Source organism: Bacillus sp. SRL337, from assembly GCF_984799155.1.
Map to the genome: position 1 here is coordinate 1,661,558 of NZ_OZ481793.1, position 20,982 is coordinate 1,682,539.

Consider the following 20,982-nt stretch of genomic DNA (forward strand, 5'->3'; position numbering starts at 1 on the left):
AAGCAGGAAAAAGTTTTCTTTGGAGGTGAAAATATGACCATTCAATGGTTTCCCGGCCATATGGCCAAGGCAAGAAGGCAGGTAACGGAAAAGCTTAAACTTGTCGATATCATTATTGAACTGGTAGACGCGCGTATCCCGATTTCCTCAAGAAACCCGATGATAGACGAGGTTGTTCAGCAGAAACCGAGACTCGTTCTTTTAAATAAGGCGGACATGGCAGATAAAGTATTGACTGATCAATGGATCGACTATTTTGCTAAACAAGGGATCAAGGCATTGGCAGTCAATGCACAAGGTGGAACGGGGCTTGGCGACATCGTTAAAGCTTCAAAACAGATACTCAGTGAAAAGTTTGACAGAATGAGAGCCAAAGGGATGAAGCCGAGAGCGATCAGGGCTATGATCGTCGGGATTCCCAATGTTGGCAAATCGACGTTAATCAACAGGCTTGCCAAGAAAAACATTGCGAAAACCGGAAATACTCCAGGTGTTACAAAAGCCCAGCAATGGATCAAAGTCGGCAAGGAAATGGAATTGCTCGATACTCCGGGTATCCTATGGCCAAAGTTTGAAGACGAAGAAGTGGGCTATAAGCTGGCATTGACCGGTGCAATCAAAGACACCATACTGAATCTGCAGGATATCGCAGTTTATGGTTTAAGGTTTTTAGAAAACCAGTATCCTAAACGCCTTGAAGACAGGTACGGAATTGATATATTCCCGGAAGAAATTGTCGAAGTGTTTGATAAGATCGGAACCCAGAGGGGCTGTCTTGTATCCGGTGGCGGGGTTGATTATGACAAAACGTCAGACTTGATTGTCCGTGATATCAGAAGTGAGCGGCTTGGTAAACTAACGTTTGATATTCCGGGCCATAATAGTGAAGAAGAATAGAACTTAAGCTGATTCCATGGGTGGATTTTCCCTAATTGGATCAGCTTGTTTATTTTTTTCATCTTTAGACGATATAAAAAAGGAATATTCTATACATAGCAAACAGGAGAGCGATTATGCCGAATAAATATACAGTTGCAGAAGCTGAAAAAATGATAAAAGAAATTTCAAGTGAAGAAGACGAGCGATTTCAAGCTTTTGTAAAGGATGAAAGAAAAGGAATCCAGAAGCTAGTATCCAGATGGTACAGTAATAAGGACAACCAAAGGGCTTTACTAAAGGAATTTGAACGCATGAGCTTCTTTGAAAAGGATCTAAAGCTTCAGGGGTACGAACAGATTGCCGGCATCGATGAGGTGGGAAGAGGGCCGCTGGCCGGGCCGGTTGTAGCGGCTGCGGTGGTACTGCCTTCGGATTTCTGCCTGCTTGGCATCAACGATTCAAAAAAGCTTTCAGAGAAGCAGAGGGAAGAATTCTATACCTATATTACTAAAGAAGCGATAGCATGGGGAACAGGTATCATCTCACCCCGGGAAATTGATGAACTGAATATCTATCAGGCTTCCAAAAAAGCAATGGCTGCGGCTTTGGATGATTTAAAGATGAATCCTGAGCATTTGCTTATTGATGCCATGGAACTCGGGACACCCTATCCGGAGATGTCCCTGATCAAAGGGGATGCACGCAGCATTTCAATCGCAGCAGCTTCCATTGTCGCAAAGGTGACAAGAGACAGGATGATGCATGAGTATTCCCGGCAGTACAGGGGGTATGGCTTTGAAAGTAATATGGGATATGGGACAAAAGAGCATTTGGAAGGATTGAAGGAGCTTGGCCCATCTCCCATCCATCGAAGGTCCTTTGCACCTGTAAAGGAGCTTATGTCGAGATAGAGGTGTTTATATGCTTGGAAGAGGTATTCAGCTGTCCGCTTCGACTCCGCCGAAAATGTCTGCTCCAACCAGATTAATGGACGGTCAAATGATTTTTGCGAGAGTGAATAAACTGCTTCCTGAAGGGATGGCTGAAGTAAATTATAACGACCGGAAAATCATCGCAAAATTGGAAGCCCCCCTGGCTGCAGGAAAGAATTATTTGTTCCATGCAGAGGCAGGGAAGGAAGGGCAGCTTAAATTAAGAGTGGTTCCTGGCTTAGCATCAGAAGCTGAATTTCCTCTGACTGACAGGGTATTAAGTGAATTGCAGCTCACTAAAGCAGGGAACATCAAAGAGGTTTTATCTCTCCTGATGAAGAACTCATTGCCCTTCAACAGAGCAGAATTGGGTGTGATAAGTGAATTGTTGGCAGCCACAAAGGACAAACAAGCAGCGCTTGAAATATTCATGACAATAAAGGAAAGCGGCTTTCAGGTATCCAAGCCATTATTTCTTTCTTATCTCCATGGAAAAAATATGGACTCCTTGTCAACAATGTTTACCGATCTGGAAACAAAAATGAAGACTAGCGGCCATAAGTCCATGGCTTATGAAAAAGTTCTCGGAATAATAAGAGGTATCCAAGAAAGTGAAAATAGTAATCTTTTTCAAAAAGCTGCAATCCGCTCCGCTGACATGATGATGGACCCGGAAACTGAAAATATACAAAGGTCTACAGCATTAAAGCTCCTGCAATCAATGGCGCTTATTCCGGAAGACAGCAAGGTAGCAGGTTTAAATTCATTGTCTGCAAAGGAATTGATGAATAACGGGCCGGCAGCCCGGTTTTTGAACAGCAGCCCTTCCCTTTTTCAAATAAAGGATAAATTGATAACCTTGCTGGAATTGGTGGAAGGAAGTCAATCACAGGATGAAACGGCTCGCACTATTATTAAGGATGTCCAATCCGTTTTAAAGGGAGTGGAGACGGGGAAAATCATTAGTCAGGAGGAACTCTTGAAAACGGCCATGACGATACTTGCAGAGGGAGATGGACTCTTTGCACAAAAAGGTTTAATGCAGCCATTAAGTGGAAGGGAAAGGTTCAATCTTTTATTTGGTGTGCATACAAGTAGGGAAAAGGAATTGATATCCGGATTTTCACTGAAGTTACAGCAGCTTCAGCAAACTGCAGAACCTAAGCAACCTTCTATGAAGCTTCTGCAGCAATTGGCAGTCAGTGACGAAGGCAATGTGCCTCGACTGCATAAAGAGGCCCTTCCTGATATTATAAAAGACCTTATATCAAGACTGGGATTGAATCAAGAGGCAAAGATTGCAGCGAGCCATCCCCAAGATCGTACCCTATACGATTCTCTAAAACCTTCATTGATTGCACTCTTGAAGGATGGACTGGAGGGCGGTGCAAAAGAATCGGTTGAAAACCTCCTTTATAAGTTGAATGGACCTTCCATCCTCTCCGGGGAAAACGGGCCGCTTCAGCAGGTAATCTATCAATTTCCGTTAACATGGCTGAATCAAAATACCGAAGTAATGATGCAGTGGTCAGGCAGAAAGACGGAGAATGGGCAAGTCGACCCGGAATTTTGCCGGGTGTTGTTTTATCTGGAATTGGAAAACATAAAAGACGTGATAGTCGATATGAGCGTGCAGCACAGGATCATCACCTTAACTATATATAATGATACACAGAAATTAAAAGAACTGGCAGCACCCTTTTCAGCTGTGATGAAGGAAGGGCTTGAAAGATTGGATTATAAAGTTTCTTCCATCAATTTTAAAAGTCCAGGTAAAACGGTTTCTTCAAAAGAAGTATACCGGGAGCTGGCCGGGGAAGTATCATATTCCGGAGTTGATCTGCAAATATGAGGAAAGAACAAGAAAATATAAGAAAGCAGGCAATTGCCCTCCAGTATGAAGCAGAAAAACAGCAGGCACCTAAAGTAATCGCCAAAGGAAAGGGATTAATCGCTGATACTATTCTCGAAAAAGCCAGAGAAAACGATATACCGATCCAGGAAGATCGTAATCTCGTTGAACTGCTTGGTAACCTGGATATTAACGAATCAATCCCTGAAGAGCTGTACCAGGCAGTAGCTGAAGTGTTTGCCTTTCTGTACAGAGTGGATAAGGAAGCTAAAAAAGGCTGAAGATTCATCGGGAATCTCCAGCTTTTTTGGGGTGTTCTATAGTCTTATCCTTTACAGTAGTCAATATGAGAACAAGTAACCTGAGGTGGAATAAGGGGCGTTTTCCATCCGAAAAATGCCGGACTAGGGAAAAGGGTAAGGAACTGTGGTCCTTAATTAGAATAACCAAATAGGATATATATATAGCAAATACGGACAAACGTACTCAAAATCTGCCTTTCCCTCTCGTTTCCTGACTTCAATTTTATTTTTCCAAGATAACATTTTCGAAAACAAACGCTGAAAATCATTAGTTTTTGACTTAGTATCATTTCTGAATTTTTAAATTAATATAATATTTTTTGCATATTGGTAGACATATAATCTTTCATTTTATACAATGAAAGCGCAGTCTATTTTTGAAAGAGTTTGATAGGAGGATGGAAAATGAATATCCATGAATATCAAGGTAAAGAAATCCTCAGAAATAATGGGGTAGCTGTACCTAACGGTAAAGTGGCTTTTACTCCGGACGAAGCAGTAGAAGCGGCAAAAACGCTGGATTCAAGTGTATATGTAGTCAAAGCACAAATCCATGCAGGCGGCCGCGGTAAAGCCGGTGGAGTTAAAATCGCAAAGAGTCTTGATGAAGTACGTACATATGCAGAAGATCTGCTGGGGAAAACACTGGTGACTCACCAGACAGGCCCGGAAGGTAAAGAGGTAAAGCGCTTACTTATCGAAGAAGGCTGTGACATCAAAAAAGAATACTATGTAGGTCTTGTCCTTGACCGTGCAACTTCCCAGGTTGTTTTGATGGCATCGGAAGAAGGCGGTACAGAAATCGAGGAAGTGGCCGCAGAAACTCCTGAGAAAATCTTCAAGGAGTATATTGATCCTGTTGTCGGCTTGACTGGATTCCAGGCACGCCGTATTGCATTTAACATCAATATTCCGAAGGAGCTAGTCAATAAAGCCGCTAAGTTCATGCTGGGTCTTTATAACGTCTATATCCAAAAGGATGCTTCCATCGTGGAAATTAATCCTCTTGTGGTAACTGGTGACGGAAATGTAATGGCTTTGGACGCAAAGTTCAACTTTGATTCCAACGCTTTATACCGCCAGAAAAACGTTCTTGAGCTTCGCGACCTTGAAGAAGAAGATGAAAAGGAAATTGAAGCTTCAAAGTATGACCTGAGCTATATCTCATTGGATGGAAACATCGGCTGTATGGTTAACGGCGCTGGCCTTGCGATGGCTACAATGGATATCGTTAAGCATTATGGCGGCGATCCTGCCAACTTCCTTGATGTTGGGGGCGGAGCAACAGCAGAGAAAGTAACGGAAGCATTCAAAATCATCCTTTCAGATGAAAATGTTAAAGGGATCTTCGTAAACATCTTTGGCGGAATCATGAAGTGCGACATTATTGCTGAGGGTGTTGTAGAAGCGGCTAAACAAGTTGAACTTAAAGTTCCATTGGTAGTTCGTCTTGAAGGAACGAATGTCGATCTAGGGAAGAATATCCTGAATGAGTCAGGTTTGAATATCATTTCCGCTGAATCTATGGCGGACGGTGCACAAAAAATTGTTGAGCAAGTAGGATAAGAAAGGCGGAGGACTAATGAGCGTATTTATTAATAAAGATACAAAAGTTATTGTTCAAGGTATTACTGGTTCGACTGCTCTTTTCCATACAAAGCAAATGCTTGAATACGGTACGCAGATCGTTGCTGGTGTTACACCAGGAAAAGGCGGAACTGAAGTTGAAGGGGTTCCTGTATACAATACAGTCGAGGAAGCAAAGGGAGAAACTGGTGCAAATGCTTCAGTTATCTATGTCCCTGCTCCATTCGCTGCGGATGCGATCCTGGAAGCTGTAGATGCTGAATTGGATCTTGCAATCTGTATTACAGAGCATATCCCGGTCCTTGATATGGTTAAGGTAAAACGTTACATGGAAGGGAAGAAGACTCGTCTGGTAGGTCCTAACTGTCCTGGCGTCATCACTCCAGATGAGTGCAAGATCGGCATCATGCCTGGATATATCCATACTAAAGGCCATGTTGGGGTTGTATCCCGATCCGGTACCTTAACGTATGAAGCGGTTCATCAGCTTTCCCAGGAAGGCATCGGCCAGTCCACAGCTGTAGGTATCGGCGGTGACCCTGTCAATGGTACGGATTTCATCGATGTATTGAAAGCATTTAATGAAGATGAAGACACTTATGCTGTCATCATGATCGGTGAAATCGGCGGAACAGCTGAAGAAGAAGCAGCAGAATGGGTTAAAGCCAACATGACGAAGCCGGTTGTAGGCTTCATCGGCGGCCGGACTGCCCCTCCAGGAAAACGCATGGGCCACGCTGGTGCCATCATTTCCGGCGGGAAGGGTACAGCAGATGAAAAGATCCGTGTAATGAACGAATGCGGGATTGAAGTAGCGCCTACACCTTCCGATATGGGCGATACGCTAATTAAGGTCTTGAAAGACCAAGGTATCTACGATAAATGTAAAACTCATTAATAGAAGAAACTGGACTGAATATGAATGTGGCCATTCATATTCAGTCCTTTTTTCCAATTGATGAAAACAGCTTTTTAAAAAAATTGATAAAAATTAATGATTTCAGGAGGTAATAATGAACTCAATCAGAAATATCCTTTTTACACTCCAGCACTGCGACAGTATAGGCTGGAAGTCAATCTCCCTGCTTATGAAGCACACTGCCAGTCCTCAAGAAATCCTGCATCTAACTCCGAAAGAGCTAAGCGCTATCCTCCCTATTCCAACCGATAGAGTCCACAGATTTTATCATCAGTTTCATTCTTTTGATCCTTTTCAGAAAAGAGAACAATATAAAGAAGAAAAAATCGGTTTTGTAACAGTATTGGATAAAGACTATCCTCATTTATTAAGGAATATATACGACCCGCCCTGGGTTCTGTTTTATGCAGGGAGAAAAGAGCTGCTTGCGAGTGAGAGAAAAATTGCCATCGTTGGTTCACGCAAAGCAGATGAGTATACTCATGCTGGTTTAAAAGCGATTCTTCCTGAACTCGTAGAGGGAGGTTTCGTGACTGTCAGCGGGCTAGCTGCAGGAGCAGATGGACTTGCCCATCGTATGACGATTGACTTAAACGGAAGCACAATTGGGGTGATCGGCGGGGGACTGAAAAATATTTATCCAGCGACAAACAGGAAATTGGCTGAACGTATGATGAGCGAACATCTTATCATTTCTGAATATTCCCCAGATACTAAACCACAGCGCTGGCACTTCCCCATGAGGAACCGGATTATCAGCGGATTGAGCCAGGCGGTCATTGTCACACAAGCCAGCAGGAAAAGCGGTTCGCTGATAACGGCAGAAATAAGCCTGAACGAAGGAAGAGATGTGTTTGCACTGCCCGGAAGGCTTGACTCTCCATTATCTGAGGGAAGCAACCTCTTAATCCAGCAAGGAGCTAAGTTGGTCTTATGTTCTGCAGATATAATTTCTGAATTTGGGTATAGTTCCTTCAGAAAACAGTAATATGATAGTACACAATTCTTTTGCTCAAAAAGGTGAGACGTCAACATGTATAAAATGTAAATTAAAGGGAAAAACAGACTGTCTATACAGCTGATTTTTTGAAATAATGATGTTTATATGTATAAAATGTATAAAAAGGTTGCAATTATTCTCAATCTGTTATACATTTTGCAACAGATATATTACAACGCAGCAGTTACTTTCATTTGAGTGAATGGAAACGTTTCCTAGGCTCTTTAATTAACGAATATAAAGTATGAATTCCAAATAAAATGATTTCCCTCTTTAAGGAGGCAATTTAATGTCAGATTACTTAGTGATTGTGGAGTCGCCTGCAAAGGCTAAAACAATCGAACGATATTTAGGAAAAAAATATAAGGTCCGGGCTTCAATGGGGCATGTGCGGGATTTGCCCAAGAGCCAAATGGGTGTTGATGTCGAGGATAATTTCAATCCAAAGTATATCACCATCCGTGGGAAAGGACCTGTCTTGAAGGAATTAAAAACAGCCGCAAAAAAGGCAAAACGAATATACCTGGCTGCCGACCCCGACAGAGAAGGGGAAGCAATCGCATGGCACCTTGCACATAGCCTGGATATGGATGTTCACTCTGATTGCAGGGTGGTCTTCAACGAAATTACGAAAGACGCCATAAAGGAGTCCTTTAAGCATCCGAGGCCGATCAACATGGATTTGGTTGACGCCCAACAGGCAAGGAGAATTCTAGACCGTCTTGTCGGGTATAATATCAGCCCGCTTCTTTGGAAGAAGGTGAAAAAAGGCCTTAGTGCCGGAAGGGTGCAGTCTGTAGCGGTAAGGCTGATCATTGATCGGGAGAAAGAAATCAAGGCATTTACGCCAGAAGAATATTGGACGATCCAGGCTCAATTCCAAAAAGGCAAGAGTACTTTCCAAGGGGCTTTTTATGGACTTGATGGCAATAAGCTTGATTTGAAAACCGAACAAGAAGTCAATACTATTCTCAAAAAGATAAAAGGTGAATCTTTTGAAGTTAAGAAAGTGACCAAAAAAGAAAGAAAACGTAATCCTGCTGCACCATTTACAACTTCTTCCTTACAGCAGGAGGCAGCAAGGAAGCTTAATTTCAGGGCAAAGAAAACAATGATGCTTGCTCAGCAGTTATATGAAGGAATCGAGATTGGCAAAGAGGGAACTGTCGGTTTGATCACCTACATGAGAACAGATTCTACGCGCATCTCCGAAATAGCTCAAAAAGAAGCATCTGATTATATCACTGAAAAGTATGGCAGTGAATTCACCAAAAGTGAGGACAGAAAAGAGAAAAAAGGGCAAAAAGCACAAGATGCCCATGAAGCGGTACGGCCTACTTCCACCCTGAGAGACCCATCTTCAATGAAAGAATATCTCTCCAGAGACCAACTAAGGCTTTATAAGTTGATATGGGAGCGTTTTGTGGCAAGCCAAATGGCTTCGGCTGTCATGGATACAATGAGTGTCGACGTTGTCAACGGTGAAGTGTATTTCCGGGCAAACGGTTCTAAAGTGAAATTTCCAGGCTTTATGAAGGTTTATGTAGAAGGCTCTGATGATCAGAAGGAAGAGAAGGAAAACCTGCTCCCTGCTTTGGCAGAAGGAGATGCAGTAAGCTATGAAGACATCGATCCCAAGCAGCATTTTACCCAGCCGCCTCCTAGATATACTGAAGCGAGATTGGTAAAGACTTTGGAAGAGTTAGGGATTGGACGCCCGTCAACATATGCACCGACCTTGGATACGATCCAAAGAAGGGGTTATGTAAGCCTTGATAACAAGAGGTTCATTCCAACAGAACTCGGTGAGATTGTTTCAGAGCTTGTTTCTGAATTCTTCCCCGAAATTATTGATGTCGAGTTCACTGCAAACATGGAACGTGACCTTGACTATGTGGAAGATGGAAAAGAGAAATGGGTAACCATTATCGACCAATTCTACAAAGGTTTTGAGAAGCATCTCGAAAAAGCTGAAGAAGAGATGGAGAAAGTTGAAATCAAGGATGAGCCGGCTGGTGAGGATTGTGAAAACTGCGGACATCCCATGGTTTTCAAGATGGGACGCTATGGAAAATTCATGGCATGCAGTAACTTCCCTGATTGCCGAAACACAAAACCGATCGTTAAAGAGATTGGTGTGAAGTGCCCAGATTGCAAGGAAGGCAATATCATTGAGAGGAAAAGCAAGAAAAAACGGATTTTCTATGGCTGCGACCAGTATCCGAATTGTGAATTCCTTTCCTGGGACAAACCGATTGACAGAAAGTGCCCCAAATGTGAGCACCTCCTCGTTGAGAAGAAACTCAAGAAGGGTGTACAGGTCCAATGTTCGAATTGTGACTATAAAGAAGAGACACAGCAGTAAAGGAACAGTGAGCTTAGAGGCTCACTTTTTCCTTTTATAAAATAATATGGTATCTTAAATGGAGAAGATTCATACTTTGAACATGGACTTGAATAAAGACTTTCGCATAGTCGGAGAAACAATTCAGAACTTTGTGAAATATTTGTAAACTCCATTGCACGGGCTACTAAATTGTGTTACTATTTAGTAGCCTTTTGTGAGGTGATATTAACTTGGAAAATATAGACCAATATCTGGATACCTTCATTACATATATACAAATAGAAAAAAACTATTCAGAGTATACCGTTACTTTTTATAAGGATGATATCAGGGAGTTTTTTCGTTTCATGGATGAACAGAATCTGCGTTCATTATCCGAAATCGAGTATTTTGATGCACGTTTATTCTTGACCGGCCTTCATGAGAAACGCCTTGCAAGGGCCACTATATCAAGAAAGATTTCGAGTATACGCAGTTTCTTCCGATTCTTGAACCGGGAGAAGATGGTCGCTGAAAATCCGTTTGCTCTGGTGAACAGCCCGAAATCTGAAAAGAGGCTTCCGGAATTCTTTTATGAAGAAGAAATGGAAAATCTTTTGAAAGCTTGTGAAGGCGATAAGCCGATACAAGTCAGGAACAGGGCGATGTTTGAATTGTTTTATGCTACTGGGATAAGGGTAAGTGAATGTGCAGGCCTTCGAATGAAAGATATTGATTTCTCGTTGTCGACAGTCCTTGTAAAGGGGAAAGGCAGCAAGGAAAGATATGTGCCGTTCGGAACTTTTGCACATGAAGCTTTGGAACAATACATAAATATATCTCGCGGACAGCTAATGAAGAATGAAGAGCATGAATTCGTTTTCGTCAATTATAAAGGAGGCCCTCTGACTTCCCGGGGGATGCGTCATGTGCTGAATACCATCATAAAAGATGCTTCTTTAACCGGAAAGATCCATCCACATATGCTGAGGCATACGTTTGCCACTCATTTGCTGAACAATGGGGCAGATCTTCGTACAGTCCAGGAGCTTCTTGGACACGAGAATTTGTCGTCTACACAGATTTATACGCATGTTACAAAAGATCACCTTAGAAAAACATATTTAAATCACCATCCTCGTGCTTAAATGAAAAGGAGGTTATACAATTGGGAAATTTCCATGCAACAACTATCTTCGCTGTCAGGCATAAAGGCGAATGTTCCATGTCAGGGGACGGACAGGTTACATTTGGGAATGCTGTGGTAATGAAACACACTGCGAAAAAAGTCAGAAAGCTGTTTAATGGGAAGGTCGTCGCAGGATTTGCCGGTTCGGTGGCTGATGCTTTTACTTTATTTGAAATGTTCGAAGGAAAATTACAGGAGTTCAATGGTAATCTTCAGAGAGCTGCAGTTGAACTGGCAAAACAGTGGAGAAGTGATAAAGTGCTTCGCAAGCTTGAAGCTATGCTCATTGTCATGAATGCTGATGATTTACTTCTGATCTCAGGAACCGGGGAGGTTATTGAACCAGATGATGGGATTCTCGCCATAGGTTCAGGGGGGAATTATGCTCTTGCTGCCGGAAGGGCTTTGAAGCACCATAGCGGGGAACACTTAAGTGCCGAACAGATTGCAAAGGCCGCACTTGAAATAGCGGCCGACATATGTGTATATACCAATCACAATATCATTGTTGAAAACCTGTAAAGTCTTTTTCTTTATGTTAGGAAAACCACGCAGGAAAAGGAGTGTATCACTTGAAAAAACAAGCCAATCAGTTAACACCCAGGCAGATTGTCGATCGGCTGGACCAATATATAGTTGGGCAGAATGACGCTAAGCGAGCGGTTGCTATTGCGCTGAGGAACCGATACAGAAGGAGTATGCTCGCTGACAACCTTCGTGAAGAAGTGGTGCCAAAGAATATTCTTATGATGGGGCCTACTGGAGTAGGGAAAACAGAAATAGCGAGGCGAATGGCTAAACTTGTGGGGGCGCCGTTCATTAAAGTAGAAGCAACAAAGTTTACAGAAGTAGGCTATGTCGGCAGAGATGTGGAATCAATGGTAAGGGATCTGGTAGAAACTTCTGTCCGACTCGTAAAAGAAGAACAAATGGCAGATGTCAAAGAAGCGGCAGAAGAGAATGCCAACCGCCGTCTGGTAGAATTGCTCGTCCCTGCCAAAAAGAAAAATAGTAATTATAAAAACCCTTTTGAAATGATTTTTGGCGGCAATCAAGGAAATCAACAACAGGATGATGATGAGAAACAAGAAGAAACCTCAATTAATGAGAGACGAAAAGTCATAGCAGACAGACTGGCAAAAGGTGAACTTGAAGAAGAGTTCATCACTGTTGAACTTGAAGAACAGCAGGCATCCATGTTTGATATGCTTCAAGGATCCGGAATGGAGCAGATGGGTATGAACATGCAGGATGCCCTTGGCGGACTTATGCCCAAAAAGAAGAAAAAGAGAAAGCTGAAGGTGAAGGAAGCACGACCTGTCCTTATTAATGAGGAAGCACAGAAGTTGATTGATATGGATGAGGTCACACAAGAAGGGATTGTTCGTGCAGAGCAGACCGGGATCATATTCATCGATGAGATAGATAAGATCGCCAGCAAGAGCTCCAGCCAGTCATCTGGTGAAGTTTCCCGTGAAGGAGTGCAGCGTGATGTTCTTCCGATTGTGGAAGGTTCTACAGTAGTAACGAAACACGGGTCTGTCAAGACGGATTACATGCTGTTTATTGCGGCAGGGGCATTTCATACGGCAAAGCCTTCTGACTTGATTCCGGAGCTTCAGGGACGCTTTCCAATCAGGGTGGAGCTGAAGAAGCTTTCTGTCGAGGATTTTGTAAGGATTCTTGTGGAGCCTGATAATGCCATAGTTAAACAATATATAGCACTTTTAGAAACAGAGGGTATACAAATTGAATTTTCTGACGATGCTATTCGTAAGATGGCTGAAATAGCTTTTTCAGTGAACCAGAATACTGATAATATTGGGGCGCGCCGACTTCATACCATTATGGAAAAGCTGCTTGAGGATCTATCTTTTGAAGCTCCTGAAATCACAATGGAGAAGATCACTATCACACCTTCATATGTAGAAGATAAGCTGGGAGCAATCTCTCAAAATAAAGACTTGAGCCAGTTCATTCTATAAGTTTGCTGACGACCGTCCGAGGGTAAAAAATAATTGCAAACTACAAGGGATTTACAGTATCCTGATTGCGGACTATACCAGTCAATCGCGATTCTTATTTAATAATTTTTGAAACTATTTAGTTGCACTAGGAGGAAATGAAATGAATTTACTAAGTAAAACAAGAACCATCAACGCAATGCTGCAAAAAGCAGCAGGAAAACCTGTGAACTTTAAAGAAATGGCTGAAACTTTGAGTACAGTCATTATTGCAAATGTCTTTGTTGTCAGCCGCCGTGGAAAACTGCTCGGATTTGCTGTCAATCAGAAGATAGAGAATGAAAGAATGAAGAAAATGCTGGAAGATCGTCAATTTCCTGAAGAATATACAAACAGCCTTTTCAATATACAGGAAACTTCTTCTAACTTGGATATTGACAGCCAATACACTGCATTTCCAGTAGAAAACAGAGAATTGTTCCAAAGCGGCCTTACAACCATTGTGCCGATCATCGGCGGCGGGGAACGTCTTGGTACGCTGATTCTTGCCCGCCTTGAAGACAGCTTTGATGATGATGACCTGATCCTTGGTGAGTACGGTGCTACTGTTGTCGGTATGGAGATCCTTAGGGAAAAATCTGAAGAGATAGAAATGGAAGCCCGTAGTAAAGCTGTAGTACAAATGGCTATCAGCTCCCTATCTTACAGTGAGCTTGAAGCAATTGAACATATCTTTGAAGAGCTTGACGGAAATGAAGGATTACTTGTAGCTTCAAAGATTGCTGACAGAGTGGGAATTACAAGATCAGTCATCGTGAATGCCCTTCGTAAGCTTGAAAGTGCTGGTGTCATTGAGTCCCGTTCACTTGGGATGAAAGGGACATATATCAAAGTTCTAAATGATAAATTCCTGATTGAATTGGATAAATTAAAGACAAATTAATGAACTGGCCGCTAGTCCAAAAGGATTGGCGGCCATTTTTATTTCCGAGAAATATTATGGAGTAAAGGTGAAAAAACCTCAAAAGGGGTATAAAGACCTAATAGTAATGTAAGGGAAAGGGTTGAAATTAACATCACAAATAGTACAATAAGATTACAGACTATTTCCGACAATTTTCTACAACAATTCTTAGATAATGGCAAACTTTTCTGAAAAGGGAGGACGCAAAGCCACGGGCCTAAAGACAATTCTCTTTGTACATCGGCAGCCGGGTTACCTAATGGAGACATTGCATGTTTGCGGAGCGATCTCTATAGGGGTCGCTATATTTATGAGGAATTTAAGTGGGTTATTTTTCCATATGTGATTGGAAGACTTTCCCTAAAGATTTTTGAGCCATTACCAGTTATAGTATTGTAATGTGTCTGTAACATAAGCGGCGGTTTTCAGCAGAGGAAGACAGAAAAATGTTGGAAAAAAGTAGGGCTGATAGTCCTTTGGAAGAAGAAGAAACTTCCTTTAACAGCTTTGAATGACAGATTTTCTTAGAAAATATGGTAAAAGTCCTTCAAAAAAATGAATAATTAGTAGGAATAAAATTAACAGGATATTCATAGACACCTATTTTTCTTAATATTACAATAGAGACTATGATTCCGTAAAAAATGTCAAAATCCATTAATCTTTGACAAAATATTGGTTAGAGGTGTAAAAAATGAGCTTGTTTTCCAGCACCATTCAATCACTCGAAAATGGTTTGAACTATTCTTCGGCTAAACAGAAGGTGATATCTCAAAATATTGCCAATGTCGATACACCCAATTACAAAGCGAAGACAACCAGTTTCAAAGAACAGTTGAATGATTCCATCTCCACTTTCGAAGCAAAAAGAACGAATCCCCGTCATTTTGAATTTTCTGGCAGAGGAAATATCGATCTTAATGTCAGAAGTAAACCGTTCCAATACAATCACAATGGGAATGGGGTTGATATTGATAAGGAAATGTCAGAAATGGCTTCCAATCAAATCTACTTCAATGCTCTTTCCGACCGGATAAATGGTAAATTTAATTCTTTGAAATCTGTAATCAGGGGAGGTAAGTAGAAATGTCAATCTTTCATGGTATGAATACATCAGCTTCTGCGCTTTCCGCACAAAGGTTAAGAATGGATGTCATCTCATCCAATATGGCAAATGCAGATACGACAAGAGGAAAACTGGTCGATGGTGAATGGCAGCCTTATCAAAGAAAATCAGTGGTATTTCAGCCTGATGGGGAGCGGTTTTCTTCATTCCTAAATAAAGCTATGGGCACTAAGGATTCGGGGGCCATAGGTAATGGTGTCCAGGTTTCAAAGATAAAGGAAGACGATGAGACTCCTTTTAATCTGGTATATGATCCAGAACATCCTGACGCAAATCAGGATGGGTATGTAAGCCTTCCGAATGTCGATCCGCTTCGTGAGATGATTGATTTAATATCCGCTACCCGTTCATATGAAGCAAATGTAACTGTCTTTAATGCTAATAAATCCATGATGATGAAATCACTTGAAATCGGAAAATAAGGGGGATACTTATGGCGATACATAATATTTATTCAGCAACAGATAACAGATTAAGTACATCGTTTGAGAAAAGTAGCATTAAACCAGTACAAAATCAGCAGAATTTCGCTGATTTCCTGAAAAAATCCATTGAAGAAGTAAATGCCAGCCAGAAAGAATCCGATATGCTGACGGAAAAGCTGGTCCGTGGCGAAAATGTTGACCTGCACCAAATCATGGTCGCCTCCCAAAAAGCCAGTATTACGCTTCAGACGACAATGGAAGTCCGAAATAAAGTAGTCGAAGCATATCAAGAAATCATGAGAATGCCAATGTAACTTTTACGGTTATGAATGCCGCGTAAATCAGACAGAGTAACCGGGGGATTAAGATGAATGAAACTGTAAAAAAATACAAAGAACAATTAAATACATTTTGGTCATCACGAACCAAGAAACAAAGGGCTATGTATGGTGCAGCTTTGTTGGTGGTTATTTTAGCTGCTGCCATTACAGGATTCCTTTCAACAAGGACAGATCTTGTACCGCTATATAGCAATCTGGCCCCCTCGGAGACAGGAACGATTAAAGAAAACCTGGATGGAAGAGGTATAGCTTCGGAAATCACCGATGGCGGTTCAACGATAATGGTCCCTAGTGAAATGGTAGACACATTGAAAGTTGAACTTGCAGCAGAAGGAATTCCGAATTCCGGAAGCATTGACTATTCCTTTTTTAGTCAAAATGCTGGTTTCGGTATGACCGACAATGAGTTTGGTGTTATGAAACTGGATGCCATGCAAACGGAACTTGCAAACCTGATGAAAGGAATCGAAGGTGTTCAGGATGCCAACGTAATGATCACACTGCCTGAAAAAGGAGTATTTGTCAGCGAGGACACGGAACAGGCATCTGCTTCAATCGTCCTGAATACAAAACCTGGCTTTGATTTTGATCAGAAACAGATTAAATCCTTATACCATCTAGTATCGAAAAGTGTTCCAAACCTTCCTACTGATAATATCGTCATCATGAATCAATTATTTGAGTATTTTGAACTGGAAAATGAAAATTCTTCCTTTGGAGGAAGTGTAGTCCAGCAAATGGATGTTAAGAACCGGGTGGAAAAGGATATTCAAAAGCAGGTTCAAAGTATGCTTGGCACGTTAATTGGTTTTAATAAAGTGGTTGTCTCCGTTACTACCGATATAGACTTTACCCAAGAAAACAGGGAAGTAAACGAAGTAACGCCTGTTGATGAAGAAAATATGGAAGGAATCGCTGTAAGTGTCCAGAGAATCACCGAGACTTTCACCGGCAATGGAGAAGCTGCTGGTGGTGTGCCGGCTGCAGAAGATAGTGGTGATGGGCTCGGGACGTACGTAGAAGGCGAAAATGGCAATGGGGATTATGAAAGAATTGAAGAAACGATAAATAATGAGGTTAATAGAATTAGAAGAGAGATTGTCGAAAGTCCTTATAAAATCAGGGACATCGGTATTCAAGTGATGGTTGAACCGCCTGATCCAGAAGACCCTGCTTCTTTCCCTCAAGACAGGCAGGAAGATATCTCTCAGATTTTATCTACAATTATCAGAACTTCGATTGATAAAGAAACTGGCACTGAACTGACACCAGAAGCAATTGAAGACAAAATTGTCGTTTCTGTTCAGCCGTTTAACGGCAAGGTGGAATTTGACCAAACGCCATCATCCTCCCTGCCTTGGTGGACTTATGTTGTAGGAGGAATCTTGCTTGCTGTCATTATACTGCTGATTATTTTGATGGTAAGGAAAAACAAGAAAGTGGTTGAAGAGGAATCTGTATTTGCAGAAGAAAGTATGCCAATCAACATTCCTGATATCGGAACAGAAAAAGAGACTGAAGGCTCTGCCAGAAGAAAACAATTGGAGAAAATGGCCAGGGAAAAACCGGAAGAATTTGCCAAGTTATTGCGGACTTGGCTGGCTGATGAATAGGAGGGGACCATATGGCAAAACAGCGTGAAAAAGAATTAACAGGTAAACAAAAAGCTGCCGTTCTCCTTATATCGCTTGGCCCTGATGTATCGGCGTCCGTATATAAGCATCTTTCAGAAGAAGAAATTGAAAAGTTGACCTTGGAGATATCCGGCGTTAAAAAAGTAGAGTCAGAAGCTAAAGAAGAAATACTTGAGGAATTTCATAACATTGCCCTCGCCCAGGATTATATTTCACAAGGGGGGATCGGATATGCAAAGACTGTTCTGGAGAAAGCACTTGGCAACGAACAGGCTTCTGCTATTATCAACAGGCTTACTTCATCACTCCAAGTAAAACCCTTCGATTTTGCCAGAAGAGCTGATGCATCTCAAATCCTTAACTTTATACAAAATGAGCACCCGCAGACCATTGCATTAATTCTTTCTTATTTAAATCCTCAGCAGGCGGGACAAATACTATCTGAATTGTCTCAGGAAGTGCAGGCGGATATTGCAAGGCGTATTGCCTTAATGGACGGAACTTCCCCGGAAGTAATCAGTGAAGTGGAGGCGATTTTAGAAAGGAAGCTATCAACCACGGTCACCCAGGATTATTCGCAGACAGGGGGAGTTGAAGCTGTTGTTGAAGTGCTGAATGGTGTTGATAGGTCTACTGAAAAAACAATTTTGGACGCGCTTGAGATCCAGGATCCGGAACTTGCAGAAGAAATTAAGAAGCGGATGTTCGTGTTTGAAGATATCGTCACATTGGACAACCGTTCGATTCAGAGAGTCATCCGCGACAGTGAAAATGAAGACTTGCTTCTGTCTCTAAAAGTATCCAGTGAGGAAGTCAAAGATATTGTCTTCCGGAACATGTCTGCCAGAATGGTTGAAACATTCAAAGAAGAAATGGAATTCATGGGGCCAGTCAGGCTGCGTGATGTGGAAGAAGCGCAGTCAAGAATTGTCAGTGTGATCAGAAGGCTCGAAGACGCAGGTGAAATCATCATTGCCCGTGGTGGAGGAGACGATATCATTGTCTAAAGTAATAAAGAATATGCAAGCCTTTACTAGTCAGAACCGTCAAGCGAAGGTCATTTCTTTGAGGAATATACACGGATCGTCTGAAGAAAGTGGAGAAGTGAACTTTCCAGAAAGTCAAGGGGCTCAGCCAAACCGTGAAAACATTTTACGGGATGCAGAGGCGGAAGCAGAGCGGATTCTTGAATCAGCGAGGACAGAAGCAAAAAGGCAGGAAGATGAAGCTGCTGCACTGAAATCAAGCTGGGCTCAGGAGAAAGAGCTTTTACAGCAGGAAGCGTATCAAGAGGCGTATCTCCAAGGACTGGATGAAGGAAGGGAAAAGGGGATGGAAGAATACAGACTGCATATCAATGAAGCAGTCGAAGTCCTATCCCGCGCCAAAGATGATTATTATGCTCATATTGAAAAAGCGGAAAGGGTCATCTTGGAACTGGGCATGGAGACAGCAGAAAAGATCATAGGCAGGGCATTAGATGAAAACCCATCAGTATTTCTCGATATTATCAAACGGGCAATAAAGGAAGTGAAAGAACTGCCTGAGGTTCAAATACATGTTCATCCAGTCCATTACCCGTTGCTAAGTGAAAATCTGGAAGAGCTGGAATCCATGTTCCCTGTGTTGCGTAGGCTGTTGATTTATCCTAACGAGGATCTTGGCAATGAGGAGTGCTTCATTGAAACCGGTGAAGGCAGAGTGATTGTGAATGTAGATACACAGCTAAAGGAAATAAAAACTAAACTCGTGGAAATTTTAGAAGGTGGAGAATAATGAGAGCTTTCGATCTTTTAGGGCACATTCCTTCGTTACAAACCTTCAAGAAGTTTGGAAAAGTGAAAAGAGTTGTTGGCCTGATGATTGAATCACAAGGACCTAAAAGCTCAATTGGCGATATGTGCTTCATCCACCTTTCAGAAAGCAGGAAAATAATCAGAGCGGAAGTAGTTGGTTTCAAAGAAGAAACCGTAATCTTGATGCCTTATTCCAATATTAATGAGATTTCACCAGGGAGTCTCGTAGAAGCTACATCAAAACCGCTTACGATTAAAGTCGGCCCCTCTCTAATCGGAAAGGTTGTTGATTCACTCGGGAACCCTCTGGATGGAGACCCTCTTCCAAAAGGCCTTACATCTGCCTTTACTGAACAGGATCCTCCCAATCCACTAACGCGTCCGCCAATCAATGAAAAGATAGAGGTCGGGGTACGAGCGATTGACAGCATGCTGACTGTAGGGAATGGGCAAAGGGTCGGAATATTTGCAGGAAGCGGAGTGGGAAAAAGCACACTGCTCGGGATGATTGCGAGAAATACAACCGCAGACCTGAACGTGATTGCTCTCATAGGCGAACGGGGACGTGAGGTTCGTGAATTTATAGAACGGGATTTAGGTGAAGAAGGTTTAAAAAGGTCGATTGTAGTAGCGGCTACTTCTGATCAGCCTGCGTTAATGAGAATCAAAGGGGCTTTCACTGCCACGGCAATAGCCGAATATTTCCGGGATAAAGGCATGAATGTCATGCTGATGATGGATTCTGTAACCAGGGTTGCCATGGCTCAGAGGGAAATTGGATTGGCTGTAGGAGAACCTCCTGCAACCAAGGGATACACCCCATCTGTATTTGCAATATTGCCTAAGCTCCTCGAAAGGACCGGGACGAACCAAAATGGGAGCATCACTGCTTTTTACACGGTGCTTGTCGATGGGGACGATATGAATGAGCCGATAGCGGATACCACAAGAGGGATTCTCGACGGCCATATCGTCTTAGATCGGAACATAGCCAATAAAGGACAGTTTCCAGCTATTAATATTCTCAAAAGTGTCAGCAGACTCATGAACCATTTAGCATCACCTGAACATTTAAAAGCAGCTGAAAAAGTCAGGGACTTGATGAGTACATACAGTAATTCGGAAGACTTGATCAACATTGGCGCTTACAAAAAAGGAACATCACAGGAAATCGACCAGGCCATTGCTTATCAGCCTAAAATCATCTCCTTCCTAAAACAAGGAACTGGAGAAAAAGTAACAATGGATGAAAGTGTCGCTGACATTATCAACCTTGCAGAAAAAGGAGAGTGGTCTGGATGACTTATAATTTTAAGTTTGAAAAGATTCTGGCTCTCAAAGAAAGAGAAAAAGAAGAAGTAAGGGTATCTTACCTGGACTCAGTTGAAAAATTCGAGAACATCGCACAGAAACTATACGAGCTGTTAAAGAAGAAAGAGGACCTTTTAAACTTTCAATCGGAAAAAATGGTCAGCGGGTTGTCAGTACAGGATATTAGGCATAACCAGAATTTCATCACAAACATTGAAAAAACAATAGACTACTATCAAGGCTTGGTCATTCAAGCAAGAAACAGGATGAACTGGCACGAACAAAAGCTTTCTGAAATGAATGTTGAAGTGAAAAAGTATGAAAAAATTAAAGAGAATGACTTTAACAAGTACACAGAAGTCTTGTATTCTTCTGAAAGCAAGGTGCTTGATGAGCTGGCTGTCATGCAATACATGAATAAAAGAAATTAGGTGA

At 42.0% G+C, this 20,982-nt stretch carries 20 protein-coding genes and 1 riboswitch; all 20 genes read left to right on the forward strand.

Annotated elements, in window-relative coordinates; genetic code table 11:
• The first annotated feature begins 33 nt into the window (after positions 1–33).
• The 20 genes from ylqF (at position 34) to fliJ (ending at position 20,978) form a co-directional block, all read left to right on the forward strand.
• Positions 34–897: a ribosome biogenesis GTPase YlqF gene (gene ylqF, locus AC4E8A_RS08115; RefSeq protein WP_490197880.1), complete on the forward strand. Its 864-nt coding sequence runs from the start codon at positions 34–36 to the stop codon at positions 895–897.
• A 116-nt stretch (positions 898–1,013) separates the two neighbouring features.
• Positions 1,014–1,790: a ribonuclease HII gene (rnhB, locus tag AC4E8A_RS08120; RefSeq protein WP_490197882.1), complete on the forward strand. Its 777-nt coding sequence runs from the start codon at positions 1,014–1,016 to the stop codon at positions 1,788–1,790.
• 10 nt (positions 1,791–1,800) lie between these two features.
• Positions 1,801–3,663 carry a hypothetical protein gene (locus AC4E8A_RS08125; RefSeq protein ID WP_490197883.1) on the forward strand — a complete coding sequence of 621 codons (1,863 nt, stop codon included), beginning with the start codon at positions 1,801–1,803 and terminating at the stop codon, positions 3,661–3,663.
• Positions 3,660–3,944: an EscU/YscU/HrcU family type III secretion system export apparatus switch protein gene (locus AC4E8A_RS08130; RefSeq protein ID WP_490197884.1), complete on the forward strand. Its 285-nt coding sequence runs from the start codon at positions 3,660–3,662 to the stop codon at positions 3,942–3,944. The genes AC4E8A_RS08125 and AC4E8A_RS08130 overlap by 4 nt, the downstream gene beginning before the upstream one ends.
• A 426-nt stretch (positions 3,945–4,370) precedes the next feature.
• Positions 4,371–5,531, forward strand: coding sequence for an ADP-forming succinate--CoA ligase subunit beta (gene sucC / locus AC4E8A_RS08135; RefSeq protein WP_490197886.1), 1,161 nt, complete (start codon positions 4,371–4,373; stop codon positions 5,529–5,531).
• 16 nt (positions 5,532–5,547) lie between these two features.
• Positions 5,548–6,450: a succinate--CoA ligase subunit alpha gene (gene sucD / locus AC4E8A_RS08140; protein ID WP_490197887.1), complete on the forward strand. Its 903-nt coding sequence runs from the start codon at positions 5,548–5,550 to the stop codon at positions 6,448–6,450.
• 115 nt (positions 6,451–6,565) lie between these two features.
• Positions 6,566–7,459, forward strand: coding sequence for a DNA-processing protein DprA (dprA, locus tag AC4E8A_RS08145; protein WP_490197888.1), 894 nt, complete (start codon positions 6,566–6,568; stop codon positions 7,457–7,459).
• A gap of 301 nt (positions 7,460–7,760) precedes the next feature.
• On the forward strand, positions 7,761–9,836 hold the full coding sequence (gene topA / locus AC4E8A_RS08150) for a type I DNA topoisomerase (RefSeq protein ID WP_490197889.1): 2,076 nt from the start codon (positions 7,761–7,763) through the stop codon (positions 9,834–9,836).
• A gap of 212 nt (positions 9,837–10,048) precedes the next feature.
• On the forward strand, positions 10,049–10,945 hold the full coding sequence (gene xerC, locus AC4E8A_RS08155) for a tyrosine recombinase XerC (protein WP_490197891.1): 897 nt from the start codon (positions 10,049–10,051) through the stop codon (positions 10,943–10,945).
• Positions 10,946–10,965: 20 nt separating this feature from the next.
• Complete coding sequence (gene hslV / locus AC4E8A_RS08160; RefSeq protein WP_490197892.1) at positions 10,966–11,508, forward strand: ATP-dependent protease subunit HslV; 543 nt, start codon at positions 10,966–10,968, stop codon at positions 11,506–11,508.
• Positions 11,509–11,558: 50 nt separating this feature from the next.
• Complete coding sequence (gene hslU / locus AC4E8A_RS08165) at positions 11,559–12,971, forward strand: ATP-dependent protease ATPase subunit HslU (RefSeq protein ID WP_490197893.1); 1,413 nt, start codon at positions 11,559–11,561, stop codon at positions 12,969–12,971.
• A 142-nt stretch (positions 12,972–13,113) separates the two neighbouring features.
• Entirely contained in the window at positions 13,114–13,893 is a 780-nt protein-coding gene (gene codY / locus AC4E8A_RS08170; RefSeq protein ID WP_490197894.1) for a GTP-sensing pleiotropic transcriptional regulator CodY, read from the forward strand.
• A gap of 188 nt (positions 13,894–14,081) precedes the next feature.
• Positions 14,082–14,174, forward strand: a riboswitch (cyclic di-GMP riboswitch).
• 434 nt (positions 14,175–14,608) lie between these two features.
• Positions 14,609–14,998, forward strand: a complete 390-nt coding sequence (gene flgB, locus AC4E8A_RS08175) for a flagellar basal body rod protein FlgB (protein WP_490197895.1) — start codon at positions 14,609–14,611, stop codon at positions 14,996–14,998.
• A 2-nt stretch (positions 14,999–15,000) separates the two neighbouring features.
• Positions 15,001–15,462 (forward strand): flagellar basal body rod protein FlgC, encoded by a 462-nt coding sequence (flgC, locus tag AC4E8A_RS08180; RefSeq protein ID WP_490197896.1) that lies wholly within the window; start codon positions 15,001–15,003, stop codon positions 15,460–15,462.
• Between the two features lie 11 nt (positions 15,463–15,473).
• Positions 15,474–15,779 carry a flagellar hook-basal body complex protein FliE gene (gene fliE, locus AC4E8A_RS08185; protein WP_490197897.1) on the forward strand — a complete coding sequence of 102 codons (306 nt, stop codon included), beginning with the start codon at positions 15,474–15,476 and terminating at the stop codon, positions 15,777–15,779.
• Positions 15,780–15,832: 53 nt separating this feature from the next.
• Positions 15,833–17,419, forward strand: a complete 1,587-nt coding sequence (fliF, locus tag AC4E8A_RS08190) for a flagellar basal-body MS-ring/collar protein FliF (protein ID WP_490197899.1) — start codon at positions 15,833–15,835, stop codon at positions 17,417–17,419.
• Positions 17,420–17,430: 11 nt separating this feature from the next.
• Positions 17,431–18,447, forward strand: a complete 1,017-nt coding sequence (fliG, locus tag AC4E8A_RS08195) for a flagellar motor switch protein FliG (RefSeq protein WP_490197901.1) — start codon at positions 17,431–17,433, stop codon at positions 18,445–18,447.
• Positions 18,440–19,216, forward strand: coding sequence for a flagellar assembly protein FliH (gene fliH / locus AC4E8A_RS08200; RefSeq protein ID WP_490197902.1), 777 nt, complete (start codon positions 18,440–18,442; stop codon positions 19,214–19,216). The genes fliG and fliH overlap by 8 nt, the downstream gene beginning before the upstream one ends.
• Positions 19,216–20,538: a flagellar protein export ATPase FliI gene (fliI, locus tag AC4E8A_RS08205; RefSeq protein ID WP_490197903.1), complete on the forward strand. Its 1,323-nt coding sequence runs from the start codon at positions 19,216–19,218 to the stop codon at positions 20,536–20,538. Before fliH ends, fliI begins: the two co-directional genes overlap by 1 nt.
• Positions 20,535–20,978: a flagellar export protein FliJ gene (gene fliJ / locus AC4E8A_RS08210; RefSeq protein WP_490197905.1), complete on the forward strand. Its 444-nt coding sequence runs from the start codon at positions 20,535–20,537 to the stop codon at positions 20,976–20,978. Before fliI ends, fliJ begins: the two co-directional genes overlap by 4 nt.
• Positions 20,979–20,982 lie beyond the last annotated feature (4 nt).

Excerpts from the sequence above, each read along its gene's own strand:
- dprA (WP_490197888.1), top strand. The coding sequence starts at position 6,566 with ATGAACTCAATCAGAAATATCCTTTTTACACTCCAGCACTGCGACAGT.
- sucD (WP_490197887.1), top strand. The coding sequence starts at position 5,548 with ATGAGCGTATTTATTAATAAAGATACAAAAGTTATTGTTCAAGGTATT.
- fliE (WP_490197897.1), top strand. The coding sequence starts at position 15,474 with ATGGCGATACATAATATTTATTCAGCAACAGATAACAGATTAAGTACA.
- rnhB (WP_490197882.1), top strand. The coding sequence starts at position 1,014 with ATGCCGAATAAATATACAGTTGCAGAAGCTGAAAAAATGATAAAAGAA.
- flgC (WP_490197896.1), top strand. The coding sequence starts at position 15,001 with ATGTCAATCTTTCATGGTATGAATACATCAGCTTCTGCGCTTTCCGCA.
- fliJ (WP_490197905.1), top strand. The coding sequence starts at position 20,535 with ATGACTTATAATTTTAAGTTTGAAAAGATTCTGGCTCTCAAAGAAAGA.
- flgB (WP_490197895.1), top strand. The coding sequence starts at position 14,609 with ATGAGCTTGTTTTCCAGCACCATTCAATCACTCGAAAATGGTTTGAAC.
- topA (WP_490197889.1), top strand. The coding sequence starts at position 7,761 with ATGTCAGATTACTTAGTGATTGTGGAGTCGCCTGCAAAGGCTAAAACA.
- ylqF (WP_490197880.1), top strand. The coding sequence starts at position 34 with ATGACCATTCAATGGTTTCCCGGCCATATGGCCAAGGCAAGAAGGCAG.
- AC4E8A_RS08125 (WP_490197883.1), top strand. The coding sequence starts at position 1,801 with ATGCTTGGAAGAGGTATTCAGCTGTCCGCTTCGACTCCGCCGAAAATG.
- fliI (WP_490197903.1), top strand. The coding sequence starts at position 19,216 with ATGAGAGCTTTCGATCTTTTAGGGCACATTCCTTCGTTACAAACCTTC.
- codY (WP_490197894.1), top strand. The coding sequence starts at position 13,114 with ATGAATTTACTAAGTAAAACAAGAACCATCAACGCAATGCTGCAAAAA.
- sucC (WP_490197886.1), top strand. The coding sequence starts at position 4,371 with ATGAATATCCATGAATATCAAGGTAAAGAAATCCTCAGAAATAATGGG.
- fliF (WP_490197899.1), top strand. The coding sequence starts at position 15,833 with ATGAATGAAACTGTAAAAAAATACAAAGAACAATTAAATACATTTTGG.
- fliG (WP_490197901.1), top strand. The coding sequence starts at position 17,431 with ATGGCAAAACAGCGTGAAAAAGAATTAACAGGTAAACAAAAAGCTGCC.
- AC4E8A_RS08130 (WP_490197884.1), top strand. The coding sequence starts at position 3,660 with ATGAGGAAAGAACAAGAAAATATAAGAAAGCAGGCAATTGCCCTCCAG.